The organism is Protofrankia sp. Cj5 (assembly GCF_917627405.1).
GTDB lineage: Bacteria > Actinomycetota > Actinomycetes > Frankiales > Frankiaceae > Protofrankia.
The window spans coordinates 1-10,996 of sequence record NZ_CAKJTO010000133.1 but is presented as its reverse complement, the minus strand read 5'-3'; the positions used below and the strand labels follow the sequence as shown (position 1 = coordinate 10,996).

At 68.5% G+C, this 10,996-nt stretch carries 10 protein-coding genes and 4 pseudogenes; 5 read left to right on the top strand and 9 right to left on the bottom strand.

Annotated elements, in window-relative coordinates:
* Positions 1–347, top strand: a 347-nt coding sequence (locus MJ777_RS20300) for a tyrosine-type recombinase/integrase (protein WP_239377467.1), incomplete at its 5' end; no start/stop codon positions are given.
* A gap of 845 nt (positions 348–1,192) precedes the next feature.
* Here the strand turns inward: MJ777_RS20300 and MJ777_RS20295 are convergent.
* Both MJ777_RS20295 and MJ777_RS20290 read right to left on the bottom strand, forming a co-directional pair.
* Positions 1,193–1,384: a type II toxin-antitoxin system HicA family toxin gene (locus MJ777_RS20295; protein ID WP_370651762.1), complete on the bottom strand. Its 192-nt coding sequence runs from the start codon at positions 1,382–1,384 to the stop codon at positions 1,193–1,195.
* Between the two features lie 35 nt (positions 1,385–1,419).
* A complete protein-coding gene (locus MJ777_RS20290; protein ID WP_370652788.1) occupies positions 1,420–1,638 on the bottom strand; it encodes a hypothetical protein in 219 nt (72 codons plus the stop codon).
* A 50-nt stretch (positions 1,639–1,688) separates the two neighbouring features.
* On the opposite strand from MJ777_RS20290, the gene MJ777_RS22810 reads away from it, so the two are divergent.
* On the top strand, positions 1,689–1,811 hold the full coding sequence (locus MJ777_RS22810) for a hypothetical protein (RefSeq protein WP_255724130.1): 123 nt from the start codon (positions 1,689–1,691) through the stop codon (positions 1,809–1,811).
* Positions 1,812–2,019: 208 nt separating this feature from the next.
* Positions 2,020–2,212: pseudogene (locus tag MJ777_RS20285) on the top strand (IS6 family transposase); the annotation flags it as partial.
* 124 nt (positions 2,213–2,336) lie between these two features.
* Here MJ777_RS20285 and MJ777_RS20280 read toward each other — a convergent pair.
* From MJ777_RS20280 to MJ777_RS20265, 5 genes and pseudogenes are all read right to left on the bottom strand, one after another.
* Positions 2,337–3,301 (bottom strand): annotated as a pseudogene (locus tag MJ777_RS20280) (IS5 family transposase).
* A 270-nt stretch (positions 3,302–3,571) separates the two neighbouring features.
* The gene (locus MJ777_RS23255; protein ID WP_370652787.1) at positions 3,572–4,309 is read right to left on the bottom strand and encodes a DUF6083 domain-containing protein; all 738 of its coding nucleotides are present in this window, start codon (positions 4,307–4,309) and stop codon (positions 3,572–3,574) included.
* A 172-nt stretch (positions 4,310–4,481) separates the two neighbouring features.
* A complete protein-coding gene (locus MJ777_RS20275) occupies positions 4,482–5,000 on the bottom strand; it encodes a hypothetical protein (RefSeq protein WP_239377465.1) in 519 nt (172 codons plus the stop codon).
* Entirely contained in the window at positions 4,909–5,361 is a 453-nt protein-coding gene (locus tag MJ777_RS20270; RefSeq protein WP_239377464.1) for a hypothetical protein, read from the bottom strand. The genes MJ777_RS20275 and MJ777_RS20270 overlap by 92 nt, the downstream gene beginning before the upstream one ends.
* 241 nt (positions 5,362–5,602) lie before the next feature.
* Complete coding sequence (locus MJ777_RS20265; RefSeq protein ID WP_239341460.1) at positions 5,603–6,997, bottom strand: hypothetical protein; 1,395 nt, start codon at positions 6,995–6,997, stop codon at positions 5,603–5,605.
* Between the two features lie 565 nt (positions 6,998–7,562).
* On the opposite strand from MJ777_RS20265, the gene MJ777_RS20260 reads away from it, so the two are divergent.
* The gene (locus MJ777_RS20260; RefSeq protein ID WP_239377463.1) at positions 7,563–9,092 is read left to right on the top strand and encodes a hypothetical protein; all 1,530 of its coding nucleotides are present in this window, start codon (positions 7,563–7,565) and stop codon (positions 9,090–9,092) included.
* A gap of 32 nt (positions 9,093–9,124) precedes the next feature.
* Here MJ777_RS20260 and MJ777_RS20255 read toward each other — a convergent pair.
* Positions 9,125–9,346: pseudogene (locus tag MJ777_RS20255) on the bottom strand (IS5/IS1182 family transposase); the annotation flags it as partial.
* Between the two features lie 32 nt (positions 9,347–9,378).
* Entirely contained in the window at positions 9,379–9,870 is a 492-nt protein-coding gene (locus tag MJ777_RS20250; protein WP_239377462.1) for a hypothetical protein, read from the bottom strand.
* A gap of 449 nt (positions 9,871–10,319) precedes the next feature.
* Between MJ777_RS20250 and MJ777_RS20245 the strand changes: the two are divergent.
* A pseudogene (locus tag MJ777_RS20245) lies at positions 10,320–10,996 on the top strand (hypothetical protein); the annotation flags it as partial.

Here is a 10,996-nt window from a genome sequence, read left to right as displayed (position 1 = left end):
ACGACGGCTGGGACCCAGCATGGACGGACTCGGTCCGCGTCTTCACCCGTGAAGACGGCAGCGACATCCATCCCTCGTTCCTGAGCTACCGCTTCCAGCGACTTGCCTTCGCGGCGCAGCTCCCACCCATCCGGCTCCACGACCTCCGACACGGAGCCGCCACCCTCGCCCTCGCCGGCGGCACTGACCTCAAAATCGTCCAAGAGCTCCTCGGGCACTCCTCGATCACCATCACCGCCGACACCTACACCTCCGTACTGCCCGACCTCACCCGCAACGCCGTCGAGAACGCCGCCCGCGTCGTGCCGCGAACACGCAGCACACCGGGCGATCCGACCGAAAAGTGATCTCCAAATGTTGCGGATTGTGACCACCGTCGAAGTCGGCATTGCGACATCCCGACACGATCTTGCACTGTTGTTCCCATCTTGTTCCCATCTGGGTGTCCGCCGAGGCCCCGTAGACGGGCATGCGGGCCAAACCCGCTGGTCAGAGCGGAGCCGGCGAGGGGATTCGAACCCCTAACCGCTCGATTACAAGAGCGGGGCAGACCATCCGCTGATGTTCGTGGACGTCCGGTGACCTGCACCGGACGTCCACCGGCGTCCGTTCCCGTTCGCGGACGTCCGTCGGCTCGGGTACACAGCCGGGTACACCCGTTCGGGTGCCCGTTTGAACCGGATGTTCGGTGGCAAGCCGACCCGCACCGCAGGCGCGTCACGCGCCGAGGAGCGGAAGCGGCGCGGCAGTGCTCTTCCGATGCTGTCGCCGGAACTGGCCCGGTATGCGTGCCCTGGCGCTCGAGGAGCGACCCGCGGATTAAAAGAACCTTGGCATACCTACCGGAACATGCCGGTCCGTACCAGGGAATGCCCGAACGTGCAGGCTGCGGCAATTACGGATGCCCGCGAGTATCGGACGCTGTCGGCCAGGTTCGCAGCGTCCGCACCCAGAATGAGCCCACAGCACCCATCGTTTCTTCGGATAACGGGCGATTACGTTTGTCACCCACAGTATTCGGTGAATCCCAGCAATGCGACGCCGATCGGGCGAATGGCGGTGCGGGTGGCGCGAACGGCGGGCCGGGGCCGCGCCGCCCGCCCGGCGGTGTCGGCGCGCCCCGCTCTCTCCCGGCGCCGACGGCGCGAAGCGGTCGCCGACGCGCGGCGACGCCCCGGCCGGCATCGAGTGGCTATAGCAGCTTCCGCAACTCGTCGGCGGTCATGCCGATGATGGACAGGATGTTGCGCAAGGTTCCTTTGGGCACGTCCTTGCCTGCGTGAACGGGTATGATCACCGTACGGCCGTCGGGATGGCGCATGACGTGATGGCTGCCACTGACTCTCGTAACGATGAATCCGGCGCGTTCGAGTGCCTTGACCACTTTCGCCCCTGCTACTACCGGGACGGTGGCGGGCATCAGGCGACGTCGAGGGTCAGGGTCAGCTCGTCCGGCGGACCGATCTCGGCGAGCAGGACCTCCAGTGCCTCCCGCAGGTCGGCGATCGCGGCTTCCTGGGTCAGGCCGTCGCCGACCGCGCCGACGCCTGGGCGGAGCTGGGCGGACGCGCACCAGACGCCGTCCTCGTCCTGGTCGATGGCGTAAGGCACATGAACAACGCGGGTCACGATCGCCATTTTCGCATGTCGCGGTCGATGACGCCGCGAGGAGACCGAGCAGGGGCTGTATGTCCTGCCCCGGAAGCACCACCAGCTCTATCCCGGGTGATGAGGCGTCGCAGGTCATCCGCAAGGTCATCGAAGAGCAGGGCGAGTTCGGCGAGATCAAGATCACCGATGCGGGCGTGTAGCGTGCCAAAACTCGCTGCGACACAAGGTCGCACACTATGAGTGATCTTCCTGGAGCGGAGGGTCGATGATCGACGGGTAGATCCGGGTGTGTGCTCAACACCCGTCCCCGCTCTCGGCATGCGTCACAGGTGACTGCGCTGTGGGGTGGGCACTGTTGCATCGGCAGAGTCCGTTGTCCCGCAGCTCCTGACCGGTCATGATCGAGTGATGCGTCGACGTCGTGTCCGTCCACCGGTTCCGACGTCGGAGTTCGCCGGGTTCCGGTTCCCACCCGAGGTGATCATGCTGGCGGTCCGCTGGTACCTGCGGTACGCCCTGTCGTACCGCGACGTCGAGGAACTCCTCGCCGAACGCGGCCTCGAGGTTGATCACGTCACGGTCTACCGGTGGGTGCGCCGGTTCACCCCGCTGCTGATCGACGCGGCCCGGCCATGCCGGCACACACCGGGTGATCGTTGGTTCGTCGACGAAACGTATGTGAAGGTCGACGGCCCGGTACAGATAGGTCCATCGTCCGGCGACCTTCACATACGTTGCAGGTGGAGTCCTGCGGCGTAGTTTTCGGGTGTCTTGTCGTAGCGGGTGGCCAGACCCCGCCATTCCTTGATCTTGTTGATGCCGCGCTCCACGGTGTTGCGGTCTTTGTAGAGCGTGGCGTCGTGGCTGACCGGGCGGCCTCCGGCGCTGCCGCGCTTCTTACGGTTGGCCTTCTGGTCGGCCTTCTCCGGGATCACCGCCTGGATCTTCCGTGTGCGCAGGTGGGCGCGGTTGGCGCGGGAGGAGTACGCCTTGTCTCCGGCGACCGCGTCCGGCCGGGTCCTGGGGCGGCCGACCGACCCCCGCACCTTGATCTTCTTCAGAACCGGGAGGAAACGCGGACTGTCCGCGGACTGCCCGGGGGTGAGGATGATGGACAGTGGGCGGCAGCGCCGGTCGGTCGCGAGGTGCACCTTGCTGGTCAGCCCGCCCCGGGAGCGGCCCCGTTCGGCGGCCTTCAGCCGGGCCTTGCGGCGTCGGTGTACCGCGCGGCGCCGGGCCCGTTCGGTTTCCTCCGCGTCCTCGGGCGCCTCGGTCACAGGGTCGTTTTGTCCGGTTTCCGAAGCCCCTTTTCCTCCGTCAGGGCCTTCTCCACGTCCTCCAGGAGATCCGGATCGACCACCATGCCCGCCGCGTGGTGATGCGCGCGGGCGACGGTGGAGTCCACGCTGACCAGGCTGAGGTCGACGTCGCCGCGTGCCGCCGCCTCGACGATCATCGTGTCCATGAGGGTCTGGAAGACCCCGTCCCGCGCCCACGCACGGAACCGGTCGTAGATCGTCGACCAGGAGCCGTAGCGGTTCGGCACGTCCCGCCAGGGGCTGGCGGTACGGAACCTCCACATCACCGCGTTGAAGTAGCCGCGCAGGTCAGGGATCGGCCCGGACGCCCCCAGCGGGAGGTGCGGCTCGATCAACTCCCACTCGCCGTCGGTCAGGTCGCCACGGGTCATACAACCGTGCTACCAGCCGGAGCATCCGAACGCGAAAGACGATCATCCCGTCTGTGATCCGGACTCGGAACAGGCCCTAATCGGCCCGCGGACTCAGCAATCCGAGGTGGCCCCACCCGGACTCCCGCCCGCGGCGTCACCAGGGCGGCCCGAAGGGCCGGGCCGTGGCGCCGGCGTATCCCCGGGACATCGCCCGCCCGCGACCTTCGCGGTCGGGTAGCTTGGCGCACACGTGGTAAGGCGTCGGTCTCGTGGTTGACTGCCAGCACATCAGGTTCTCCCGGGCTGGTCAGCCGGTCGGACCATGATCCCCCGCGACGGGCGCCCGTCGGACACTTCTCTGAACGCGTCAAAATGGTCCCAGCGGGCTCTGTGAAGGCTGATGCGCGCCGTTATGCGGTCCCGTCGCAGGCATGGCTCGCCGGCTGGCGCACCACACCGTGGGCAGTCCACTGCGTTCATCACGTCAGCGCGATCAACGGAAGGATCACCGTTACGGACGCCACCGCCGGCCGGTTTTGCTTCTACGGGTTCCGGGCCACCGGCATTGCGGAGCCACACGGCTCGCAGAAACGGGGCGTCCGCGGGTTCGGGCCCGGCGGGGCAGACATCGAAGTGGGTGATTCGACAGGAATCGGTAGGCAGGGCGCTGCGGAGATTCACCGCCGTTCCGTCGCCGGCGACTCGCCACCGCCTCCCGCTCGGAACCTTACCTATGGGATAGTCACCCGGTTCCAAGATGATCCATCGTCCGTTGACGGTCCGATGCCAACTACCAGCGGCTCCGCAATCGCGACAGGTCGTAGGGCTGCCCGCGCGTACGTCGACATTCAGTCCCTCATCGAGTTGCTCGACGAGCTCGTTGATGGCCGGCGGCAGCGGCTCGCGCTCCGGAAAGGTCGTTACCGCGTTCCAACACGTGTTACATGCCAGAGTGCGGAGCGGAACGGGACGCTCGACGGCGTCGGGTCGGCGCTCGCCACAGACCTCACATAGCGGATCGATCATGATTCTTACCGTAACATGCGCGTAATGATGACCTGTCGGCGCGCGGGGGTACCCGCCAGCGCGGCCAGCCGATGACATTCGGCGCCCCGACCCTCGGAAGAGGCGTCACCCGCCGCTGCATAGTAATAGACGCTCACCAGTAAAGCTCCTTCATGAGAGTCGGGATGTCCGGCTACCGGCGTGGCCGCCTCGGGATCGGGTTCTTCAGCTTCGCCGGGCCTGGCGGCAGGGCACGGGATGCGGCGGCGGTGAGCGCGTCGAGAAGCCGCGGCAGCCCGTCGGTGCCGGAGATGTCCACGGCCATGTCGGCGAGGTCGTCGACCAGGAGCAGCGCCAGGGCGGGCTCAGCGGTGTTGGTCACCAGGCTCCAGCCGTCGCCGCCCGCGCGCACGAGTCGGCCGCCACCGGCAGCCTGTCTGGCGCGGACCGAGCCTGGGGGCGGGTGGGCCGCAGCGGCGAGCAGCCAGACCTCGCGTAGCGCACGCACCACAGCGGGATGGTCCGGGGCCGGGGCGCGGGGCAGCAGGTCAACGAACCGCACCGACGGTTCCAGATCGGTGTCGCCCCAGTTGAGCCGGTCGAACTCGATGTCGTAGGGGTCACGGGTGTCGGCGAGGTCGATGGCGAGCCAGTCCGCGGCCCGGCGCCGGATTGCTTTCGCCCAGCTGGTCCTCGACGGCGCGGTGAGCACCGGGCCGGCGTCGGGCGGCGTGGGGTTCGGGGCGGTCCGCAAGACTGATGGCGTATTCGACGGGCCAGCCGGGACAGGTCGCGACCACCGTGGCGATCTCGACGATGACATCCGCCTCGTTGCCCATCGCCCAGATCGACAACGCGGCGGTGACACTGTCGACATCGGTCGAGATCTGGGTCCAGTAGGCCCCGCTGGCGTCCTGGCCGAGCAGCAGCGCGTAGCCCTCGGAGCTGGTCTCCAAACCAAGTGCGGCGCAGGCGGCCGGGTAGTCGTCGCCGAGTTCGCCGGGGAACTCCTCCGCCGTGCACAACAACGCGGTCACGACGGCGAACCCGGCCGGTTCCGGGCTTCCGGTCACGGCATGGCCCCCGCCTTGTTCTGCAACAGCTTCAGATCACCTTCGCACAGCATCCGACACGCGATCAGATGCTCTGGACTCCACTCTCGCCGCATACCGACCACTCCACCAGGACGATCACCGAATACTTGCACGATAGGTTGCAGATCCGTCACGCAGAGAGGAGCCGCTTCCTCAAAGCCGCAAAAAGATACTTGGCGTTATCATCTCACTACGAGAAGTGCGGTTCGGTGATTGTGGATCAGCTGTCTGCTGGTGTCAGGACTCGTTCAAGGAACGCGTCGTAGCTCTCGGCGTCGAGCGTGCCGTCCAGGGACAGCGCGGTGCGGATCGATTCCTCGCTGACAGGGCGGGGGATGCCGCGTCGTTCGGCTTCGCCGATCACCGAGGCGATGGTGGCGGCGGCGAGGGTGGGGCGGTGGCGGATGAGCCAGTCGAGCATCCCGGCGATCGGGCGGTTGATCCCGTAGAAGGTGGGCTTGTATATGTCGACGCGGCTGGCGGCGCTGGCGTCGAGTTCTCGGCCGGTCGTGAACTCGTCGAGGATCGCGTAGCGGATCGTGATCGACAGGTCGGCCATGGGGACCAGACGCTCGCCGGTGAGGTCGGCCGCGACAGACCAGCCGAGGTCCTCGGCGATGTCACGCACGGCCGCCTCGCTACGCCAGCGCAGTGCCCAGCGCCGGCGCCGGTTCGGGTTCTCCCACAGGCCCGACATGAATATCCGGACGTAGCGGTTCCAGACATCGATGATCCCCGGGGGCTGCGTCGCGTCACCCCGGGTCGCCTGGATGGTCTCCCTCACGCCGTCGTCCGAGCGGCGCCGCCGCTCGGCCCAGTCCTCGGCGACCGGTCGCGACCACACACTGCGCCCGCCCACGCTGGCCTGGGGCAGCGGGACGTCGCCCTCGCCGCGGGCAAGGTAGGCGCGCAGCGTCGATGCGGCGATCCCGCCGATCGCGGCGAGTTCAGCCTGGCTGACCAGCTGATCGCCGGTGAGCTCCGGCGCGGCGACGCGGACCACGCACTCCGCCAACGGCCGGGCACCGTCGCTGCGGTACCCGGCCCAGCAGGCGAGTTCGTTCAGCCACGGGGCAACGAGCCGGGCCGGATCGACGCGGCCGGTGTCCGCGTCGACGTCCGCCACGGAAAACACCTGCCCGCGGACAGCGTCCCCGCCACCGGCGAGTAGATCGGCCGCACTGACGGTCGTGGCCCCGGGCACCGAGCGGCGCACGTAGGTCTCACCCGCCGCGTCCCACACCTGCGCCGGCCGGTACCAGCCGTCACCGTCCCACCAGTAGCCGCCAGCGCGGTACAGCAGAGCCGGCCCCCAGTAGGTCATGTGCACGAAGGAGGCGTCGTCGTCCCGGTAGAGCACCACCGACCGCCCATGGTCAGGATGCCAGCGCACGAACCAGCACAGATCATGACGGCCCGGGTCGGTCGTGAACGCCACCCACCCGCCCTCACGAACCCGGTCCTGGCGACCCCACGTCTTACCACCCGGATGACGACCCACCGCCGAGATCCCCTTCGGGTCGTCCACAGGGATGTGTGCGTCGTCGACGAACGGCAAATCCGGGATCGGGTGATCCGTCCGCAGGCCGTTCGCCACCGCGTGATACCGATACATCTCCACTGCTGCACACTCCCACCCGTAGCGCTGCTTTATCTACAGCGTAGACGATGGAGATGCACAGCAAGTTCCCCACTTGTCGGGGTCCATGCGGGATTCCTGAGTGTCAGAACCGCAGCGACGATCGACCTATGCGGGGTGCCGGCCGCCAGGGGTGGGGTGGTGTCGAGGTTTTCGTGCAGGGGGGCGAAGCGGACTTCGCGGAGCGCAGGTCGCTCAGGCGATCAGGTTCTTCGGGGAGTGGAGCCCCGGTCGGAGGCGGGGACAAGGAGTGTGTCGCCGGAGTGCACGAAGTCCAGGCAGGCGGCGAACTATGGCCGGTCGGCATGATGATCACGACCATGACCAGCGGCTTCAAGCCCACCGAACTCCTCCTCACCGACCCGGCGGTGCTCACCCACATCCGCATTGACTACGCGCGGGTCTCAACCCCGGACTAAAACCCCGACCACCAGATCGACCCGCTGCTACGCGCCGACGTCGCCGAACGCGACATCCACGTCAATCGCGTTTCGTTTACCCCGCTGGAACCCCAATATGATCAACTGGCACAGTTGGTGCGGTGAGTGACCCTTGGGCGACTGTCGGACTCAGCAGGGACATGGTGGTCGACGGCGCGTTGGCGCACTGGCAGGAGTTCCGGCGTGGGGTATCAGCGAAGAAGGGGAACCACCGGTTCCAGCAGTGGCTGTTCGGCGAACTCGCAGAGCACAGCACCGAGCACGACCATACGTTTGGTCTGTTCGAGATCGCGATCGGCGTTGCGGGGCATGGCCTGATCGACGACGCGTTCCTGGTGCTCGGCTGGCTCGCCGAGCGCTACGCCGGTCACCAAAACCCCGACCTCGCATGGCGGGTGATCATGGGCCTCACCGACGACTGTGTTTACCTTGCATCCGACAGCCCGAAACACAACTCCGTCGCGCAGCGGATCCTGCGGGAGGTTGTCGATCGCGCAGGCACGAGCACATCGCTCGAGGTCGAGCGGGCGACGTGCCGCGCACTGGTGCAGATCGCGATGCTGCGAAGCATCGCTGGCACGCCATGGGACACGCGCAGAGCCCATATTGCCGAAGTATGGACCGAGGTCGCGCGGCGCTGGCAGGGAAGTGCGGACCCGGAGTTACGTGGCCGCGTCGCCCAAGCCCTCGTGAACTTGGCCCTGCTCGCCCTCCAGTTCGACGACGAACCCGCTGCTCGGCACGCGTTCGCCGAGATAATCTTACGGTTCGGTGATGCACCGTCCGGATTGGACGGAGACTTGGACCGCTGGGTGACGGTCGCGTGCTACGCCAACCGCGTACTGGACCGAATCGCCTTCACCGAACCCGAGTTCCAGCTCGACTACCTGCGACGACAGCGCCACTGGTACCCGGAAAGCGATATGGAGGGGGTCGTCGGGCGGGCGCGTCGCGTGCACACGCGGTCGGCCGGCACCGTGCGGTCCTGGGCGTGCACAGGCCAGCCGTTCGTGCTGCTGCTGCGCAACTTCGAGATGACCGAGCGCTCCGGCGTGACAACGGCCGAGTTCATCCTGAACGAGAAGCGGGCCGATCACGTGAAAGTGATCACTTACCGAGACGCCGATTCAGTACTCGAAGATCTCGATGCCCGTGTTCCGCTCGTCCAGGTCGCCAGCACCACAGCAGGCGATCTGGAGGTCGACCCGTTCGAGATGCGCTTCGTCGTGGGCAACCGGCTCTACCTACCCACCGCGACCTGGTTCCAGACAGTGTCCATGCTGATCGCCATCGCCAGCCAGATCATCGTCTGGGCCGACGAACTGACCCCGGCACTATCGAAAGAACTCGACGAGCTGATCGCGCAGGGCCGTACCGACGACACCGTGATTCTGCTCGAACCCCACAAATACGACGTTACAACGCTCATGTACCTGCCGCGTCGCCCAGGCGAAGTACTGACCAGCGACCATCGCGCACTCGCCCCGTTCCCGAACCCAGTCGACTGCGCCACGCTCAAGGGCGGGGGCGTTGCGGACTGCCCCGAACTGGTGCGGCTCGTGCAGCGCCTCCACCAGGTCGCCCAGCAACCGGTCGGGCCTCGGCTCGCGCGCATCCTTCGGCCGGGCTGAACGATGCTGGTTAAGAGCGCCCGGCAATAGGCTCACTTCAGGCGGCGGGTGGTGGGCCGGGTGGCCCAGCGGTGGGTGGTCGTGGCCCTCCGAATCAGACTGCGGACGGTGACGAACGCGGCGGCCAGGTACAGGTAGAAGTCGACGACCGCCGCGTCCTTCTCGGTGCAGCGGCGTAGCTTGCCGTAGCCGTTCATCCACGAGTGGGTACGTTCCGACACCCATCTCTTCCCGACCTGGATCGGGGCCGGAACCAATGCCAGTGAAACTCTCTTGATCGCGTCGGTCAGGCCGCCATGGCTGGCTGCGGAGTGTGGTCACGTTCGGTGACATCGGGAAGCGTGAGTCTTGGGGCCGCCGCGGTGAGGGTGTCGATGATCGGTCCGCAGATCCGGGTCTCGTAAACGACCGTGCGGGTGGTGAGGCCGGGCCCGGCGTGGGGGAACTCCGAGACGCTCTTCGCCCGGCGTTCGCGGGTGCGGTTACGGCCGGGGGTGTTGCGCCGCCGGCCGAGCGCGCTGTGGACGGCGGCGAGCCGGCTTGCGACGACCTCGTCGGGCAGGCCGGGGGTCGCCGCGCCGAGGTGGCGGGTGATCGCGAGCACCGTGGCCTTGGTGGACAGTTCCCGGGCCAGGACCGGCTGCCCGGCGCGGGCGCCGCGCTGGGCAGGGGTGGCCTGCGCGGCGACGCTGCGCCGCACCGCGCGCAGGAGAGCCGCCCCGAGCAGGAGAGCGGGGATCTCCTGGTCGACCTCGAACGGGTCGGTGGCGCGCAGCATCGGCCCGGCTCCGGGTCCGGAGTCGTTCAGGGTCGCCTTGGTCTCGCGGATCGGGGTCTCGGTCGCACCCCACCGGGCCCGGTAGCCGGCGGCGAGGGCGAGCGCGGGCAGCGCGACGGGGTCGGTGGGTGCCGAGGTCGACGAGCGCCGAGCCGTCGGGCAGCCACGTGTCGACGTCGACGGTGATCCCGGCGCGCAGCCGTACCGCGAGGTTCATCCCGGCGCCGGTCAGCCGGGCCAGCCGCTCGGCGCCGGGGACGTTGCGGTCCCCGACGTGGAGGAGCCCGGGGTGACAGATCGCCGGGGTGGCGGTCGCGACCTGCTCGAGCAGCGTCTGCTCGCCGGTGTCCTTCGCGCCCGAGGACGGGCCGTGGGCGTAGCCGAGCGGGGTCTTCGTCCCGGCGTCGACGTCGATCAGAAGGCGGACGTGCGGGAACGGCGCCGGGTCGGTGCCCGCCCCGAAGCGCTCCCGGTTCGCCGCCGTGTCGGGCAGCCGCAGGAGGGTCCCGTCGAAGCCGGCGACCCGGAACGCTCCCGCGGTCAGCGCCTGCGGGTCGTGTGGGTCGAGGAGCTCCGCGCGCAGCACCGCCAGGACCGCCTCGCACACCGCGGCGACCACCACCCCCGGCACGCCGCGCCGCGCCCGGGAGAACGCCGGCCCGCCGGGCGTGGCGGGGCAGCGGGTGAACGGGACGTCCGCGACCGGTGCGAACAACGCCGCCAGCACGTCGTCCCACCCGGTGCCCGCCATCCACGACCCCAGGACCAGCGCCCGCACGACGACCCCCCGGGGTCAACGCCAACGCCGTCTCCTGCCCGCGCACGGCGTCGTCGGGCACGGCGTCGTCGCTGCCGGGCGGTGTCGTCGCCTGGAACTGGGCGAACGCCTCGGCGATCAGCCGGTCGAGCGCGCCGGGGCCGAGCCGCCGGTCGAGTTCGGCCTGTGCCGCTCCCAGCGATACGTGGTCCGCCGCCCGGCCCGACAGGGCCAGATCCCCGTTGTCGTAGGCCCTGAGCGTCCCGGCCAGCACCGGCCGGTAGACGATCACCTGGTCGCCGTGGCGGGCCGGGAGCGCGCCCTCGGCCAGCGTGAGCAGGCCGCGGCGGTCGCGGGCCGGCGCCTGCC